Origin of the sequence: Sulfurimonas aquatica, assembly GCF_017357825.1 — a bacterium.
Taxonomy (GTDB): Bacteria; Campylobacterota; Campylobacteria; order Campylobacterales; family Sulfurimonadaceae; genus Sulfurimonas; species Sulfurimonas aquatica.
The window spans coordinates 1,194,036-1,211,690 of record NZ_CP046072.1; the positions used below are offsets into that span (position 1 = coordinate 1,194,036).

The 17,655-nt window shown below is 34.0% G+C and carries 16 protein-coding genes and 1 riboswitch; all 16 genes read left to right on the forward strand.

Annotated features, from left to right (window positions below):
• Positions 1-8: 8 nt before the first annotated feature.
• The gene (locus GJV85_RS05785) at positions 9-1,046 is read left to right on the forward strand and encodes a D-alanine--D-alanine ligase (RefSeq protein ID WP_207562917.1); all 1,038 of its coding nucleotides are present in this window, start codon (positions 9-11) and stop codon (positions 1,044-1,046) included.
• Positions 1,047-1,781, forward strand: coding sequence for an EstV family lipase (locus tag GJV85_RS05790; protein WP_207562918.1), 735 nt, complete (start codon positions 1,047-1,049; stop codon positions 1,779-1,781).
• Complete coding sequence (locus GJV85_RS05795; RefSeq protein ID WP_207562919.1) at positions 1,782-3,227, forward strand: Mur ligase family protein; 1,446 nt, start codon at positions 1,782-1,784, stop codon at positions 3,225-3,227.
• A gap of 61 nt (positions 3,228-3,288) precedes the next feature.
• Positions 3,289-3,732 (forward strand): DUF3015 family protein, encoded by a 444-nt coding sequence (locus GJV85_RS05800; RefSeq protein ID WP_207562920.1) that lies wholly within the window; start codon positions 3,289-3,291, stop codon positions 3,730-3,732.
• A gap of 146 nt (positions 3,733-3,878) precedes the next feature.
• The gene (locus tag GJV85_RS05805; protein WP_488356352.1) at positions 3,879-5,624 is read left to right on the forward strand and encodes an Lnb N-terminal periplasmic domain-containing protein; all 1,746 of its coding nucleotides are present in this window, start codon (positions 3,879-3,881) and stop codon (positions 5,622-5,624) included.
• A gap of 26 nt (positions 5,625-5,650) precedes the next feature.
• Positions 5,651-6,136, forward strand: coding sequence for a TRAP transporter small permease subunit (locus GJV85_RS05810; protein ID WP_430739167.1), 486 nt, complete (start codon positions 5,651-5,653; stop codon positions 6,134-6,136).
• The gene (locus GJV85_RS05815) at positions 6,133-7,416 is read left to right on the forward strand and encodes a TRAP transporter large permease (RefSeq protein WP_207562922.1); all 1,284 of its coding nucleotides are present in this window, start codon (positions 6,133-6,135) and stop codon (positions 7,414-7,416) included. The genes GJV85_RS05810 and GJV85_RS05815 overlap by 4 nt, the downstream gene beginning before the upstream one ends.
• A gap of 77 nt (positions 7,417-7,493) precedes the next feature.
• Positions 7,494-7,572, forward strand: a riboswitch (cyclic di-GMP riboswitch).
• A gap of 69 nt (positions 7,573-7,641) precedes the next feature.
• Positions 7,642-9,975 carry a hypothetical protein gene (locus tag GJV85_RS05820; RefSeq protein WP_207562923.1) on the forward strand — a complete coding sequence of 778 codons (2,334 nt, stop codon included), beginning with the start codon at positions 7,642-7,644 and terminating at the stop codon, positions 9,973-9,975.
• Between the two features lie 10 nt (positions 9,976-9,985).
• Positions 9,986-11,299 (forward strand): DUF1501 domain-containing protein, encoded by a 1,314-nt coding sequence (locus GJV85_RS05825; RefSeq protein ID WP_207562924.1) that lies wholly within the window; start codon positions 9,986-9,988, stop codon positions 11,297-11,299.
• 70 nt (positions 11,300-11,369) lie between these two features.
• Positions 11,370-11,696: an MTH1187 family thiamine-binding protein gene (locus tag GJV85_RS05830; RefSeq protein ID WP_207562925.1), complete on the forward strand. Its 327-nt coding sequence runs from the start codon at positions 11,370-11,372 to the stop codon at positions 11,694-11,696.
• 15 nt (positions 11,697-11,711) lie between these two features.
• Complete coding sequence (locus tag GJV85_RS05835; RefSeq protein ID WP_207562926.1) at positions 11,712-12,212, forward strand: HIT family protein; 501 nt, start codon at positions 11,712-11,714, stop codon at positions 12,210-12,212.
• On the forward strand, positions 12,202-13,494 hold the full coding sequence (locus GJV85_RS05840; RefSeq protein WP_207562927.1) for a M23 family metallopeptidase: 1,293 nt from the start codon (positions 12,202-12,204) through the stop codon (positions 13,492-13,494). Before GJV85_RS05835 ends, GJV85_RS05840 begins: the two co-directional genes overlap by 11 nt.
• A gap of 86 nt (positions 13,495-13,580) precedes the next feature.
• Positions 13,581-14,777: a molybdopterin-dependent oxidoreductase gene (locus GJV85_RS05845; RefSeq protein ID WP_207562928.1), complete on the forward strand. Its 1,197-nt coding sequence runs from the start codon at positions 13,581-13,583 to the stop codon at positions 14,775-14,777.
• Positions 14,778-14,788: 11 nt separating this feature from the next.
• Positions 14,789-15,103, forward strand: a complete 315-nt coding sequence (locus tag GJV85_RS05850; protein ID WP_207562929.1) for a sulfite:cytochrome C oxidoreductase subunit B — start codon at positions 14,789-14,791, stop codon at positions 15,101-15,103.
• A 249-nt stretch (positions 15,104-15,352) separates the two neighbouring features.
• The gene (locus tag GJV85_RS05855; RefSeq protein WP_207562930.1) at positions 15,353-16,963 is read left to right on the forward strand and encodes a methyl-accepting chemotaxis protein; all 1,611 of its coding nucleotides are present in this window, start codon (positions 15,353-15,355) and stop codon (positions 16,961-16,963) included.
• Entirely contained in the window at positions 16,941-17,579 is a 639-nt protein-coding gene (locus GJV85_RS05860; protein ID WP_207562931.1) for an HAD family hydrolase, read from the forward strand. The genes GJV85_RS05855 and GJV85_RS05860 overlap by 23 nt, the downstream gene beginning before the upstream one ends.
• The last annotated feature ends 76 nt before the right edge of the window (positions 17,580-17,655 follow it).

A 17,655-nucleotide genomic window follows, 5' to 3' on the forward strand; every position in this document is an offset into this window, starting at 1 on the left:
AAAATATATTGAGATTAACGATTTTATTTGGTGGAGCGAGTTTTGAGCATGAGATAAGTGTGGTAAGTGCTATCACATTAAAAGAAAAATTATCTAGTTTTGAGTTAAGCTTTATCTTTTGTGATGAAAAACATAACTTCTATCTAATTAACCCACTTAAAATGAAAGCTACAACGTTTAGTCATGGCGATTATAAAAAAATGCCACAACTAGTACTAACAAGAGGTGGCTTTTTACAAAAGAGTTTGATGAGCAAAAAAAAGCATACAAACGTTGTTCTTAACCTTATTCATGGTGCAGATGGTGAAGATGGTACTATAGCTTCTGTTTTAGACTTCTTTTGCATTAAGTATATTGGGCCAAGAAATGATGCTTGTACATTCTCTTATGATAAAAGATATACGAAATACCTTTGTGAGTCAAAAGGTATAAAAACTGTTAACTATGAAGTACTAAGTTCGAATGAACATAAAAATATGACTTTAGATTATCCTCTTATAGTAAAACCAGCAACTCTAGGAAGCTCTATTGGCGTTAGTATAGTTAAAGAAGAGAGTCAGCTTGATTATGCACTTGATAGCGCTTTTGAGTATGATAATAATGTTTTAGTTGAGAATTTTATAGAAGGTGTTAAGGAGTATAACTTAGCTGGTTATATGTTTAATGATGAGATTTACTTCTCTATAGTTGAAGAGCCTCAAAAAGAAGAGTTTTTGGACTTTGAGAAAAAGTATATGGACTTCTCTAGAAGTGAAAGTGTTTTAAAAGCAGATATTAGTGATGAGCTTACTGTAAAGTTAAAAGCAACGTTTGAAAAAGTCTATAGAGAACTTTTTGAAGGGGCTTTGATACGATGCGACTTCTTTGTTGTAAATGGAGAAGTTTTACTCAATGAAATAAATCCGATTCCAGGCTCAATGGCAAACTATCTCTTTAAAGACTTTAGTAAATGTATAGAAAATATTTCTAGTGAGTTAAAAACACCAAAATCAATAAAAGTCTCATATGATTATATTCATTCAATTTCTAAGGCAAAAGGGAAGTAGATGGCTCTAAAATCTATCCAATATAATCAGCACACTTTTGATATAAGCTATGAGATTATCAACCCTGATGCAAAGGTAGATATTATCATCCTCCATGGTTGGGGAAGTAACAAAACTATAATGAAAAATGCTTTTTCACCTTACATGAGCGCTTTTCGTCATATATATATTGATTTGCCTGGTTTTGGAAAATCAACATGTAGCGTAGCTTTAAAGACGCCAGATGTTGCAAGAATAGTTGAGCTTTTGATGGTACATATAAACGCGTCAAAAAGTATTGTACTTGGTCACTCGTTTGGTGGAAAAGTGGCAACTCTACTTAATCCAAAAGTATTGATTTTAGTGGCTAGTGCAGGTATATATAGAACAAAATCACTTAAGGTGCAAACAAAAATCGCTCTGTTTAAAACGCTTAAAGTCTTCGGGTTTGCAAAACTACGGTCACTTTTTGTAGCTGATGATGCTAAAAGTTTGAGTGAACCAATGTATGAGACATTTAAGAACGTAGTGGATGAAGATTTTAGCCATGAATTTTCCTCTTATGATGGAAAAGCACTGTTATGTTGGGGCAAAGAAGACACAGCGACACCTCTCTCATCAGGTGAAAAAATTAATCAGCTCATTAAAGACTCAAAATTGGAAGTTTATGATGGCGATCACTTCTTTTTTGGTAAAAATTCTAAAGATATTTCAGAAAAAGTAGAAAAAACTTTTTTGCAAACACTGGAGCACTAGATGCAAGAGTATGAAATACTAATAGCATTTGCAACTAACGCTCTCTTTGTTACTCTTTTAGGCTGGTATCTTATAACAAACCTACAATGGTATAACTACAGCCTTTCTCGCGTTATATTAAAACATCATAAAGCTCATTGGCATATTATCTATTTTATTATCCCTTTTATAGCTTACTATACTACGGGTAAATTTTTTACTATCTTTTTTCTCTTTGCTGTTTTACCCTCTATGATTATTTGGCATAAAAGTTTAGACAAAAAACTAGTACTTACTTGGCGTGTAAAGCGTTTCTTGATTTTACTTATATCACTTACTCTATTTCAAGATGTACTATGTACTTTAAAAGACGCTTGTGAGACATATGGCGTATTTATGCCTTTAGCATTGGCTTACATAGGTAGTCATTTAATTGAAAAGTTTCTTTTTATGACCTATAAAAAAGAGGCTAAACGCAAGTTACAGTCTATGGAAAAACTTCAAACTATCTGCATAACTGGTAGTTATGGAAAAACAAGTATTAAAAACTTTGTAGCGCAGATGTTAAGCGTAAAGTATAGAGTTTACGCAACTCCAAGAAGTGTAAATACTCTGGGTGGCATTATGGGAGATATAAATAACTCTCTACCTGAAGATACACAAGTTTACGTATGTGAAGCTGGCGCGCGTGAGAGTGGCGACATATATGCTATAGCAACATTTATAGAGCCACAAACCGTTGTAGTTGGACGCGTAGGCGAAGCTCATATAGAGTACTTTAAATCTCTTAAAAACATTATAGCTACAAAGCTTGAGCTTATGAAGTCGCCGCGTTTAGAAAAAGCTTTTATCCATACTAGCGTTACGGATGAGCCACATGACAAAGTTACCTTTTTTGGAGACGAACTCTCTGATATAAACGCAAACCTAGATGGAATTGACTTTAAAATAGACCTTGATGATACAGTCCTAGAACTTCACACTGATATACTAGGCGAGTTTCAAACTATGAATATTGCCGTTGCCGTGAGAATAGCAAAGTACTTTGGTTTGAGTGATGAAGAGATAGTTAAGGGCGTTAAAAAACTAGAACCAGTTGAGCATAGACTCCAGATGATAAAAGCGGGTGGAAAACTCATCTTAGATGATGGCTATAATGGAAACATAGATGGGATGCTAGAAGGCGTAAGGTTATGCTCACTTCATAGTGGAGATAAAGTAATAGTAACACCAGGACTTGTTGAGAGTACTAAAGAATTAAATCTAAGACTCATAGAAGCTATAAATGAGGTTTTTGATACGGTCATAGTAACAGGTTCTTTAAACGCTGAACTATTTGATAAAAACTTAAAAGTTAAAAACAAAGTTATGCTGCCAGATAAGTCTAAACTAACAACTATACTTGCAAATCAGACAAAAGAGGGTGATATAATCCTTTTTGCAAATGATGCCCCTAATTTTATTTAATATATAGAAACTATTAAGCTTATATGGCCTAGAATAGTTTATCTTAAATTAAAGGCTTAGAATGAAAAAAATTATAGTAAGTATTGCAGCGGTTGTTGCTCTTAGTAGTGTTGCATTTGCAGGTGTTAATAATCAAACAGGTTGTGGACTTGGAGCAATTATTATTAAAGATGATTCTACTGCAATTATGTTAGCATTACAGGGAACAACAAATGCAATGGCCAGTCAGTCTATTGCCATTACACTAGGAACGATGGGTTGTAAGAAAACTAAATTTGTTATGAATGAAAGAGCATCTGAATTTGTTGCTTCAAACATGGATATTTTAGCAAAAGAGATTTCTGTAGGTCATGGTGAGAGTTTAGATACTTTAGCTGAACTTTTAGAAGTTGAAGACAAGGCTATGTTTAGCGCGTCTCTTCAAACAAACTATAACAAGATTTATAGTAGCAAGTCAGTTAAAATGGCTGATGTTTTAGATAATATTTCTACAACGGCTATATAGTCACTTTAACTAAAGCAGTTCCAATCTGCTTTAGTTTACTTCTTTAAACAGGGTTTTTCATCTTCACTACTAAAATTATATTTCTCACACTTTTTATTACAACTTTTTTATACTCATCAACTCTAGAAAGTTATCATAATAGAGCTATTAAACTTGAACTCTATAATCAACGATATTGGCATACACTTTTGCATATGGAAAATAATGAGAGTGAGATAGATGATGAAAACTTCTTTTTATCAATAAATGGAAAAGAGGACCCTAAAGCAGAACTTTTAGCTACGTTAAGCGCTTTTTTTAGTAATGAAAAAGCTGATGATAACTCAAGCATATGTAGATTTCCAGCAAGATATGTATGGTTGCAAGAGAAATTAAAGGCTAAAGATTTTCCAACTGCAGTATGTAGTGAGTATGAAAAAACTTATAAGAGAGTAGACCCTAAATCAGTAACACTCGTTTTTCCATCTGCACATATAAACTCTCCTGCTTCGATGTTTGGACATACGTTTTTACGAATAAATTCGTCTTACAACTCTAAACTTTTATCTTATGCTGTAAATTATGCTGCTAGTGTAAATAGTGAGACAGAAAACGGTGTATTCTTTGCCATTAAGGGACTCTTTGGAGGTTATTATGGACGCTATTCACTTTTACCATATTATGAAAAGCTCAAAGAGTATAGAGATAGTGAGCAAAGAGATATTTGGGAATATGATTTAAATCTTAACGAAGATGAAATAGAGAGAATGTTTATGCATATCTGGGAATTAAATGGAGTATATTCAGATTATTTTTTTCTTACAGAAAATTGTTCATACAATATGCTATGGTTACTTGAAGTAGCTAGAGAAGAGCTAAAGCTTCGAGATTCTTTTTTGTATCAAGTTATCCCCCTTGAGAGCGTCCAAATAGTAAAAGAGAATAATATACTTACAAAAAGTAGCTATAGACCATCCAAAAGAACTATACTCTTAAAATATGAAGAGTTGATAGATGAAAGATATTTAGCAATTCCTCTGAATTTAATCGGTTCTGAGTATAAGTTAGAAGAACTTATAGATAATAATGAAATAAATGTGACCCAAAAAAGTTATCTACTAGAAGCTACAGTTGAAAATTTAGAATATCTTTTTAGTAAGGGGAAGATAACTAAAGATGAGTATTTAGAGAAGTTTCATAAATTTACAAGAGCTCGAGCAAAATTAGGTCTAAGTAATAAAATAGATATTAAAACACCACCAAATCCAATTGATAGCCATAGAGCTGTAAGACTGCAAGCTGGTGTTGGAAGCGACAATGGCGAGATGAAATCATATCTTGGAATGAGACCAGCTTATCATGACTTAGAAGATAGCAACTATGGATTTTTAAGAGGCACTCAAATAGAATTTATGGATATACTACTCTCTAGCTCAAAAAACGGAGTTGAAGTTGAAAATGCGACCATACTCTCTATAGTGTCTTTAGCGCAAAGAAGCGAGTTTTTTAAAAGTCTCTCTTGGAGAACTAAGATAGGCTGGAATCGTGAATATCTTAAAGATGACGCAATATTTAATCTAAGCATTGGCACTGGTTATAGCTGGGGAAATGAACTTGCATTTGTTTATACATTAGTAGATCCAATCTTTTACTTAAAAGATGATTTTACTTCTGGTTTAGGAGTAAGCGTAGGTTTGAATTTTGATAAGTATAAATTAGTCAATACAAATATAGAACTTACAAAAAGAGTTTATGACAATGGGCGTAATCAGACGATCATTAAAGCGTCACAAGGTTTTAACTTAACGCAAAACTCTAAAATAGTGCTAAAATACGACTATATTGATAAATATGTAGATAAACTGAAAAAAACTGAGCATTCATTTCTTGGCATATTGCGGTATTATTATTAAATTATTTTTTAACTAGGGTGTTTTTATTGAAAATTATAGAGAATATAGTAAAGTCTACATCGTATGTAACGGCATTAGTATTAGTATTACTAGTAGTTTTAATCCTTTTTGACGCTCTAAGCCGTTATCTGTTTTCAATGGGTTCAACTTCACTTCAAGAGTTAGAGTGGCACTTTTTTGACGTTGTGATTCTACTTAGCATCGCATATACGTTGAAGTATAATGCTCATGTTCGCGTTGATATTTTTTACGCTAAATTTTCTCCAAAGTTACAGGCAATTATAAATATACTCACTACTCTTTTTTTTATTTTTCCTTTGTCGTTTCTTATTATTTACGTAGGCGTTGGGTTTGTAGAGATGAGTTTTGTACAAAATGAAGCTTCATCAGACCCAGGTGGTTTGAGTAATAGATGGATAGTGAAATCACTTATGCCGCTTTCATTTATTATATTATTACTTCAGTCACTCGAAGAGTTGATAAACAGCTATAAAGAGTGGAAAGTATTATGATAGCGTTTATAATGTTTCTTGTAGCTCTTGTTTTTTTACTTCTTGGCATTCCAGTCGCATTTGCATTTGGTGGGGTAGCGATGATGTTCGCGTTTGTTATGCCCGAACTTGGTTTTGAAGTCTTTAACATTTTGCCATTTAGAATTTATGGGATTATGAATAACACGACGCTTATGGCGGTTCCTCTGTTTATAATGATGGGACTCATCCTTGAAAAGTCAGGTATGGCAGAGCGATTGCTTCTTTCAATGAGTTCACTCTTTAAAAGCGTAAGAGGAGGGCTGGGAGTAAGCGTAGTACTCGTAGGTGCCATACTTGCTGCGTCTACTGGAATAGTATCGGCTTCTGTTGTGATGATGAGCGTCATAGCTCTTCCTCTAATGATAAACGCAGGATACAACAAATCTCTTGCAAGTGGCACTATCGCTTCGAGTGGTACTCTAGGTCAGATTATTCCACCTTCCATCATTCTTATCATTTTAGGCGACGTTATGAGCGTAAGCGTAGGTGATCTTTTTAAGGGCGCAGTACTTCCTGGGCTAGCCTTAGTAGGGCTTTACGTCGCTTACATACTTATAAGAGCTTTTGTAAACAAAGATGACGCGCCCGCGATAGTTACTCATGAGAAAATCTCCTTTTATGAAGTTTTTAAGTCTATAGTCCCACCGCTACTTCTAATGGTCTCTGTATTAGGTAGTATATTTGCGGGTATAGCGTCTCCAACAGAGTCTGCCGCGTTTGGCGTACTTGGTGGCGTTATATTATCAGCTATAAATAAAACGCTGAATGCTCAGATGTTAAAGTATGCCTTGTCAGAGACTATGAAGCTTAGTGGGATGATATTTATGATTCTTATTGGAGCCACTACATTTAGTTTAGTATTTAACGAGCTTGGTGGTAGTGACCTTATATTGGAGTTCTTTAGTGAAGACGTAGGGGATGTATGGGTATTTATTACCGTTGCGATGATAAGTATCTTTATTTTAGGTTTTTTTATAGACTTTATTGAGATAAGCTTTATAATTGTCCCTATTTTGGTACCTGTTATGGCAGCATTTGGAATTGATCCTATCTGGTTTGCGGTTTTAATAGCGATGAATCTACAAGCCTCTTTTTTAACGCCACCCTTTGGACTCTCTCTCTTCTTTTTAAAAGGAGCAGCTGGAGATAGCGTTTCAACTTTAGAAATATACAAAGGAATTATTCCTTTTATTCTCTTGCAGTTAATGGGCTTAGGCCTCGTTTTATTATTTCCAAATCTTGTTTTTGCTTTTTTATAAAATATAAATAATAGTAATACTAGTATCTTATTTTAATTTAAAATTAATAATTATTTGCCTACAATTGGATACATACATATTTAAAGTGCCAAACTTGTTGTGAAGCAAGGACGGAAAGCTATGGGTCTTTTGAGTAAAGATCGCCAGGTTACAAATATACTTCATTACTTTTGTCAAACCTACATTTTACTCGCAGATTATTTTAAACTTCATTAAGGATACATCATGAAAAGCTTACTCTTACATAGCTTGATCATTTCTACAATTATATTTACAGGTTGTAATACGCAATCAACAGACGATGACTCAGGGGGTGCTAATGCAAACACTCAAGTATCAAACGATACCCAGACAAATGATTCAGCAGCATGTACTCAAGACTATTTTGATTCTACCATATCTATCTCTTTAAATAGTTGCGTATCTTGTCACTCATCAGGTGGGGATGCAAAAAATACAGACTTAGTTCTACTGAGTCCCGTTGCAGATAATAAACTAGGAAACTACAATATTTTAAAAACATATATAGAGTCTCCTAACTCAGAGCTTGTTGAAAAAGGATCAGGTGAAGTCTCTCATGCTGGTGGAACTCAACTAGCCGGCACTGCAAAAGAGAATATGAAACAATTTGTCAACTATGTAAAAGGTAGTGAGACATGCGTCAGTCAATCACAGAGCGATAGTTTAATAAATGCAGCAGTAGCACTACTTTCTCCGGCAAAAACACTCAGAAGTGCATCATATAAGATACAAGGAAAATCTCCTAGTAGTGACGATGTAGATAGCGTAAGTAAAATAGAGGACATTGACGCAAAACTAGATGCTTATATGCAAACAGACGCGTTTTATGACTGGTTAAGACTTAGTTTTAACGATTTTTTGCTTACAGACTTTTACACACCAGGTAGAAATGCTGAAGACCTCTTAAGTAGCAATGATTTTCCTAGCAGAAGGTGGTATGATGATTTTGACGACGGTGAATACAGTAGACTACGATATTATACGAACTATGCAATATCCCGTGAGCCAATAGAGTTGATGCTTCATGTAATAAAAGAAGATCGACCCTTTAGTGAGATTTTGACAGCTGACTATGTGATGGTAAATCCATTCTCAGCAAGAACCTATAACATTGATATTGATGGCTTTACTTATGTGCATGAGTTAAATGTAACAAGAGAGTATATAGAAGAGAAGTATCCTCAAGATTGGCTCAAAGAAGCTAAAATTGATGGGATTCCACATGCTGGAATATTTACAACCATTACATTCTTAAATAGATTTCCCTCTACTGATACAAATTTAGATCGCCACAGATCATCTAAAACACAACTCTTCTTTTTAGATACAGACATTTTAGGTTTAGCTAACCGTCCTATTAACTCGAATGAAGTTCTGAGTGATACTGCAACATGGACAAACCCTAACTGTACAGTTTGTCATAATGTGATGGAGCCTATCTCAAGCGCTTTTAAAAACTGGGATAATCGTGGTAGATATATGCCAGGTTTTAGAGGTGATGCAACTCAAGCAGCAGGCATCAGTTTAGAAAAGAAAGCGCCTGCAGACGCGTCAAATAATTTACTTCAGTGGTTATCAGGTGAGATTGTTAAGGATGATCGTTTTGCAAAGTCAAGCGTAAAAATATTTTACAAGGCGATACTGGGTAGAGAGGCTATAAAAAAACCACTGGTTGATGATATGGAGTATGTTGAGAAACTTCAGGTGTACAACTATGAAAACGCTATTTTAGATGGGATAAAAGAGAAGTTTATAGCGAGTGGCATGAATGCTAAGGTTATAATTAAAGAGCTAATAAAATCACCTCTCTTTCGTGCAACCTCTACAACTAGCTCTAACACAGTTCTATCAGAGACTTTAGGACAAGCAAAGTTGATAACTCCTGAGAATTTAAATAGAAAAATTTATGATGTGATGGGCTACTACTGGAATAGATATATGGGACAACAAGATAGTGATAATAATAACACAGCAAATCATAGATTACTGAGAGATGATAATTATAAAATACTTTATGGAGGGATTAACTCTGGTTCTATATCAACGCGTATAGATGAGTTAAATGGCGTTATGGCTAATGTACAAATGAGAATGGCTCTACAGATGTCTTGTTATCCTGTAGCAAGAGATTTCTTTTTTCCTGCAGATAAACGCAAACTATTTCCTTATGTATCAACAACATTAGAACCAGAAAATGAATTCTTTATAGCTGCTATAAAGAAAAATATACAGTATTTGCATAAGCATATTTTAGGTGAAGAGTTAGCTGATAGTGATGAAGAACTTGAGAAAACATACCAACTTTTCTTAGATACCTATAATGATGGAAAACTTCGTATACTTAACTCTAGTGAATCTAAGCAATTAATGGATGAATGTGATGTACATTACGACCCAGTTACAAGAGAAGGACTATGGACGGATAGACCTGATGAGAGAGTATATAGAGATCCAAACTATATTATTCGCTCATGGCAAGTAGTTGTCGCTTATCTATTAAGCGATTTTAAATTTGTATATGAAAATAGTGCAGAGTAAGGAGTATATTATGTTACGTAGAGATTTTTTAAAATACACATCAGTTTTCGCAGCAATGGCTCTTTTTCCAAATACGCTCAAAGCAGCTACGTATACAGGCCCACTATGGGTTTTTGTTCAAGCTTCAGGTGGCTGGGACCCAACTTCATTGTGTGATCCTAAGGGTTATCTAGATGAAGATTTAGACTCAAACTTAAATCCAACATCAACTGCAATGAATAAAAGTTTTGCGAATGCAGATATAGCAGCTTCAACTTCTGCACCTGCAATTAAATATGCACCAATTCGTGGACGTGATGATAATAATGTCGACTATGATTTTGCAACTTTTTTTGATAAATATGGCTCAGAGCTTTTAGTTGTTAATGGAATAGACACTCAAACTAATGGACATGATGCAGGCCGTAGATATATGATGAGTGGAAAACTTTCAGAAGGCTATCCCGCTATATCTGCACTCATTGCAGGTATAAGTATGCCATCTTCGCCATTGGCGTTTATAACGGGTGGTGGTTATGATGAGACGTTTGGAGTAGTGGCTGGGACGAGACTAAGTAATATGAATGCAATTAATGAGTTAGCCTTTGTCAATAAACGCAACGAGACTACCACATATGTTAGTGAGAGTGATTTTGACAGACTTACTCAAGCAAGGGCATCACGAACAAAACGTACTATAGAAAAACAAAAATTAGAGTCCATTAAAAAATTGGCTCAGCAGTATGGCTTAGCTCATAGTGGCTCAAACGAACTAGAAAAACTAGTAGAGTTTTTACCTACAGACGTTACCACTCATCCAGATAGAAACAACACTGTCTTTTCACAAGGGCGTTTTGCTATGGCTGGATACAAAGCAGGACTTACATCAAGCGTAAATATACAAATAGGTGGGTTTGATACTCATGGTAATCACGATGCCTCACATATACCAAGACTAGCTAGACTCTTAAAAGGGGTAGACCTTTTAAAACAAGAAGCAGAGAATCAAGGAATATCTAATGACGTAATCTTTGTTATAGGCTCAGAATTTGGCCGTACACCAGGATATAACGGTGGAAATGGAAAAGATCACTGGAGTGTAAGCTCTATGATGTTTATGGGTAAAGGTATTCAAGGTGGTAGAGTGATAGGCTCTTCAACTCATAGACATGATGCAAATAAATTAAATGCGACTACTCTAGTCGAAGATGAAAACGGCATAAATATCACATATGCTCATATAAATAAAGCGATGAGAAAACTCGCTTCGATTGAAAATAATGAGTTAATAACGCAATACTATCCGCTTTCAGGAGCAATTGAGGACTTAAATTTATTTACATAAATACTATTTAATAAGCTCTTTAGTATGATTAGATACAATCCTTTTTATATAAATATATAAGGAATTAATTATGTTATCAGTATTAGTAGAGTTTAGTATGTTCCCAACGTCAGCTGATGGAAGAGATGGCGCGTCTGTATCAAAAAGCGTTTCAAAGATTATAGACGCTATAGACAAGTCAGGAGTTCCGTATCAACTTACGCCAATGGGAACCGTTATAGAAGCTAAAAGCATGAAAGAAGCTCTCTCTGTGATAGAACTAGCATATGAGCAGGTGAGTGATTTAGAGAGAGTTTACTCATCTCTAAAGTTTGATATTCGTAAAAATACTGAAAATAGATTAAAAACTAAAATTGCTTCAGTTGAAAAAGTTTTAAATAGAGAAATAAACCACTAGTTTTTGGAGTAGATGATGGAAGATATACTATATGCGCCATGGCGTGATGAATATATTGGAGGTCAGAAGATAGAGGGGTGTGTTTTTTGTCATATTAGCTCTCACGTGCAAGATGATGAGAACTTACATGTACTCTATAGAGATGAACGCTGTTTTATCGTGATGAACAAGTACCCATACACTCCTGGTCATTTTATGATTATTCCTCATTTTCATACTGATAAATTAGAGGAGTTAAGTTCTGATACTTGGCTTCATATGTCAGCTCTTGCACAAAAAGGAGTAAGACTGCTAAAAGAGGGTTTTGGCGCTCATGGGGTGAACATAGGCATGAACCTCGGAAAGGCTGGTGGAGCTGGTATTGCTGAGCATATTCATATGCATTTAGTGCCGCGTTTTAACAGAGATACGAACTTCATAACTTCTATTGGTCAGAGTCGCGTTTACTCAACCGATTTTGAAAAAATTTATCTAAAAATTAAAAGTTTAATTCCTGAGTATATAAGTGATAATTAGGTTTATACTTTTTTTTTCTTTTTCACTTTTATATTCACTTGAATACCCTTCATCTTATGCTCATTTAGGTACACCACTCTATAAATCACAAAAGATACTTCAAAATATAGAAACTTTTTCGAGTTTAGATTCTGTCAAAAACTTCTGTGTTGATATTAATACGACACGAGAAAATGGTTTCAAACTTGATACCTCAAAAGATAAAAGTGAGCTCAAAAGCTACTTAAAAAACCTTCGAAAACTTCGAAAAAAGTATGAATACATTGTTTATGAACTTCATAGAGAACTTGAGTCTGCCATAGAAAAAGATGATTATGAAAAGTTTTGTTTAATTGTAAATAGTGGGCTTGATGGAATACTACAAAGGCCGAGTCTACAAGAAAAGGCGTTTATTTACTATGCTAAAAATAAAACTTTAAAGAAAAGTCCATTCTTAGAAAAGAAGATAGAACGTAATGAGTTGTTGTTAAATACTCTAAAAGAGCAGGATGATGAAATTATAAACTCATCATATAATTCAACTAATATTAAAGATGAGGATATTGGCATAACTACAAAAAGAGTCCACAACAAGATAGAAGTCTCTTTTTACAATAAACATATATATGACATTACGTTAAAAGTAAAACCTTACTATGAAAGTATTCTTCATAGACAAACGCCAAAGAGTGAAATTATCATTCAAGCAAATTCTACATACCTCTATGAGACTTTAGAAATTACTGGAGATAACAACGCTTTCAATTATAATTTTATTTGGAGCATAGGTTCTAAAGACGCAAAGCATGATGATGAGTATGAGTATAGACTGCCTTATGAAACTACAACTAAACATAGAGTATCTCAAGGGTATAACACAAATCAGACTCATAAAGGAAGGTCAAAGTACTCTGTGGACTTTGCTATGCCTATTGGTACCAAAGTTCTTGCATCTAGAGAAGGTACTATCATCAGCGTTAAATCAAGTTCAGATAGAGGTGGCTACTCAAAAGAGTTTAGGGGTCAAGGAAACTATGTTAGAGTACTGCATTCTGATGGAACTATCGCTATATATTATCATCTTAAAAAAGATGGGGCAGTAGTAAACATAGGAGATAAAGTAAAAAAAGGAGAGCTTATAGGGTACTCTGGAAACACGGGTTACTCTAGCGGACCACATCTTCATATGGCTGTATATAAAGCAATAAGCGCAGTGCAAACCAAGACTATTAAAGTCAAATATATTTCAGCTGAAGGCTTAGTAAAAGAGATGAAAACTGCAGAGACATATCAGGCAATATAAAATGTTAATTCTTAACATTTAACTCTTATTTAAATATAAGTAGATATAATTACGAATATAATAAATAAATTTTATAAGGATAACTTATGCAAAGAAGAGACTTCTTAAAAACTTCAGTTGTCGCATCAGCAGCAATAGTAGGCACTAACCTTTCAGCAGGCGTCACGGGACAGCCACTTGATGGACAAACAGTATCTAAGATGGCATTTCCAGAAAAACGCCCACTTATTACATACTCTGATAGACCGCCGCTTTTAGAGTCGCCTAGAAGTACTTTTACTAAGGGAATCACTCCAAATGATGAGTTTTTTGTTAGATGGCATATGCCAGATATCCCAACTAAAATTGATTTAGATTCATATACTATTAAAATTGATGGACTTGTTAACAAAGAGTTAAACATTACTCTTAAAGAACTTAAAAATGATTTTGAACAAGTTGAAGTTACCGCTGTTCTTCAGTGTGGTGGAAATAGCCGTTCAGCATTTACTCCAATCGCTGGTGGTATTCAGTGGGGAAGTGGAGCTATGGGTTGTGCTAAATGGAAAGGTGTTAGACTAAGTGACCTTTTAAATAAAGCCGGACTTAAAAAAGATGCACACTGGATAGGTTTTAATGGTAAAGATAATGCAGCATACTATGCAACTCCAAACTTTGTAAGAGAGATGGAACTTGAAGAGTTAGATGATCACGTTATCGTTGCTTATGAGATGAATGGTGAAGATTTACCATATTTAAATGGTTTTCCTCTGCGTTTAGTTATTCCAGGTTACTACTCTGATAGTTGGGTTAAAATGCTAAGTAACATTACTGTTACAAATGAATATAAATCACTTTTCTTTATGGATGTGGCTTATAGAATTCCAGATAATGAAACAGAGAGTGAAACTCCAGAAAACAGATTTAAAGTTACGAAGCCAATTACACATATGAACGTAAAGTCGATTATAGGTTATCCTGAGAATGATATGAAGATTTATCATAACTCACATATAGTTGTACGTGGTGTGGCATTTGATGATGGTCATGGAATCAAAGATGTGCTAATCTCTACTGATGGTGGAAAAACTTGGGATGATGCACTGCTTAAACAAGAAGATGGACGTTATGCATATACTGAATTTAGATATTCGTATAAACCAACTAAATATGGAAAAGTAAGCATTATGGCTAAGGCCGTGAATCGTTTAGGTGATGAGCAACCTCTTGCAAAAGATGTACTCTGGAATCATGGTGGGTACAAGTTTAACGGTATCGACGAAGTTATTGTAGAAGTGGTTTAGGGAGTATGAAAATGAGTAAAATAGTATTATTAGTTATGTTGGCGTTTGGTTCACTTTTTGCACAAGTTGATAGTGAAATAGAAGTTCCATATATCTCTTATGAGATTAAAATGGGTGAAGGATTTGATACAGTTCAGGCACAATGCCTTATGTGTCACTCTTTTGGATATATAATAAACCAGGGTCCACAATCAAAAGACTTTTGGGCTAAGAAAACAAAGAAGATGATCACTCACTTTAAAATGCCTTTAGAAGAGGGAAGTGAAGATTTTAATACAATTGTGAAGTATTTATATAAGCACTATGGAAATGGAAAGTTAAAATAGTCTCATTAAAAAAGATTAAATAAAAAATTATTTAATCTTTTTTTGCTTTTAACACAAGAAAAAAAACTCCCGCAATAACCACAAAAATCAAAATTCTTATGCTTAATGTTGTTAAGTCTGTTGTATCATTCATATAATTTACCTTCATATATTTTAACTCTAAAATCATAACATAATAAAGGATACTTCAAAGATTTCTTGCCTATAATTACTCACTATACATAACAATATATGAAATAAGGTAAGTAGATGTTTCAGACAATCAAAGCAAAATTTATAATCAATTTAATTTTATCAATAGTATCTCTATTGGTTATTTTAGTAGTTTCTTACTTTATAGCTATTAGTAATATTAAAAGTATCATGATTAGTGATGTCTCAACAGTCGCTCAAACACTTTCAAATGGAATCAAATATGTATCTAAGTACAATAAAAATGCCTATAAAGAAAAAGAGTTTAAAGATACTATTAAAAATATGAAAGTCGGTAAAAGTGGTTATATCTATCTTATATCTAGTGATGGTACACTCCTAATTCATCCAAAGAAAGAGGGAAAAAACTTAAAAAATACCTCTTATGGAGAGTATATTACTTCGCATAAAGAGGGAGGCACATACTCCTACACATCAAAAACAACTGGACAAGATAAGTTTGCTGCATTTGAATATATTCCTGCATGGGATGCTTGGATAGTTCCAGGCGTAAATAAAGCAGACTATTTTGATGAAGTAAATAAGCACTTTATATTATATTTTTCTTACCTAATGATAGGCTGTATAGGCATTCTTACATTTTTTAATTATATGACTGCTAAGACAGTATTAAAAAATGCAAGTATTATTAAATCAGTGGCGATTGACTTAAGTCAAGGGGAAGGAGATCTGCAAAAAGAGTTACCGGTTCCCCAAACAAAAGATGAGTTTCGTGCCATTAGTATAGGTATCAATGGTTTTTTGATTAAGATGCACAATGCAATAGTAAATATAAAAACAAGTAGTCATTATCAAATAATATTAGCAAATGAGTTGATCTCATTAACGCAACAACTAAGAAGTAAGACAAATGAATCAGGTAGTACTGCTAAATCTACTGTGGAAGATTTAAATGAGATACGAGTACTTTTAGAAAAGAATGTAAATGGTTCAAAAGAGATACTAAGTGTAAATCAAAAGAGTTCTTTAGTTTTAGATGAGACTACCTCTAAGATTGACAGTATCATTGGGAGTATCTCTACAACACAAGAGAGTGCTGAAACAATAAGTGAAGAGTTTACAAAGCTTATACGTGATATTGAAGCTCTCAAAGAGATAACTACCGTTATTAGAGATATATCTGAACAGACAAATCTTTTAGCACTAAACGCTGCCATAGAAGCTGCGCGAGCGGGAGTACATGGAAGAGGCTTTGCCGTTGTTGCTGAAGAGGTAAGAAAACTATCCGAGAGGACAAATAAGGCTATTAATGAAGTTGATGTTTCTATTTCAGTTTTAGTGCAGTCTGTTGGAGACGCAACCGAGCAGATAGATAACAATAAAGACGTTGTAAATACTTTAGTAGCCTATGGAGAAGAAGTTAAAGTAGACTTTTTAAATATGGGAGAGAGTATAAATACCAGTCTAAACGTTGCAGATGAATCCCAATCAAATATGGATAAGATGCAGAGTCAAATTATCTCTATTATTAAAAAAATTCACTTTATGTCAGAACTCTCATTGGAAAATGGAGAGTTCGTGGATGAAGTGGACCATATAGCTAATGAAGTAAGGTCTGTAGATATGGAGATAGATGATAATCTTAGTTTTTTTAAGACTAAAAAGCCAGACAGAAGTAGAAAATATGAAAAAATACATACTCTTTGATAATGATGGCGTTTTAGTTGAAACGGAAAAGTACTATTATGAAGCGAATGTAAGGGCTTTAAACGAATTTGATTTAGAACTAAACTTTGATACCTATATGGAGATCATGGCTCGTGGTGGAAATGCTTGGGAAGTAGCTATAAAGGCTGGAGTTCCCAAAGAAGAGATAAATATAAAACGAGAGCGACGCGATATATATTATCAAGAGCTCATTAGAGAAAAAAACATAGAGATTGATGGTGTTGTAGAAACCTTAGAAAAACTTTCTCATAGTTATAAAATGGGCATAGTGACTACGTCGAGAAGAGTTGATTTTGACTTAGTGCATAATAATAGAGATATAGTGAAATATATGGACTTTACTCTCTGCGTTGAAGAGTACCCAAGGTCTAAGCCATATCCAGATCCATACTTAGCTGGCATGAAAAAGTTCAATGCGAGTAAAGCTGAATGTATTATCGTAGAAGATTCTCAAAGAGGCTTAACATCGGCTGTAAACGCAGGGATAGAGTGTGTAACGGTCTATAATGAGTTTACAAAAACTCATGACCTCTCCAAAGCCAGTTATAAAATCAACTCCATTAAAGAGCTAACAAGTCTCCTAAAAAATTTATAGAATCATTATCTCATTAAACTTTTATAATTAATCTAGTATTCTTTAACAAAGAACTATATGTTTTTAAGGAAATATT

Bases quoted from the DNA above. Each gene is read 5' to 3' on its own strand.
- GJV85_RS05790 (WP_207562918.1), top strand. From the start codon at position 1,047: ATGGCTCTAAAATCTATCCAATATAATCAGCACACTTTTGATATAAGC.
- GJV85_RS05795 (WP_207562919.1), top strand. From the start codon at position 1,782: ATGCAAGAGTATGAAATACTAATAGCATTTGCAACTAACGCTCTCTTT.
- GJV85_RS05800 (WP_207562920.1), top strand. From the start codon at position 3,289: ATGAAAAAAATTATAGTAAGTATTGCAGCGGTTGTTGCTCTTAGTAGT.
- GJV85_RS05815 (WP_207562922.1), top strand. From the start codon at position 6,133: ATGATAGCGTTTATAATGTTTCTTGTAGCTCTTGTTTTTTTACTTCTT.
- GJV85_RS05820 (WP_207562923.1), top strand. From the start codon at position 7,642: ATGAAAAGCTTACTCTTACATAGCTTGATCATTTCTACAATTATATTT.
- GJV85_RS05825 (WP_207562924.1), top strand. From the start codon at position 9,986: ATGTTACGTAGAGATTTTTTAAAATACACATCAGTTTTCGCAGCAATG.
- GJV85_RS05830 (WP_207562925.1), top strand. From the start codon at position 11,370: ATGTTATCAGTATTAGTAGAGTTTAGTATGTTCCCAACGTCAGCTGAT.
- GJV85_RS05835 (WP_207562926.1), top strand. From the start codon at position 11,712: ATGGAAGATATACTATATGCGCCATGGCGTGATGAATATATTGGAGGT.
- GJV85_RS05845 (WP_207562928.1), top strand. From the start codon at position 13,581: ATGCAAAGAAGAGACTTCTTAAAAACTTCAGTTGTCGCATCAGCAGCA.
- GJV85_RS05850 (WP_207562929.1), top strand. From the start codon at position 14,789: ATGAGTAAAATAGTATTATTAGTTATGTTGGCGTTTGGTTCACTTTTT.
- GJV85_RS05855 (WP_207562930.1), top strand. From the start codon at position 15,353: ATGTTTCAGACAATCAAAGCAAAATTTATAATCAATTTAATTTTATCA.
- GJV85_RS05860 (WP_207562931.1), top strand. From the start codon at position 16,941: ATGAAAAAATACATACTCTTTGATAATGATGGCGTTTTAGTTGAAACG.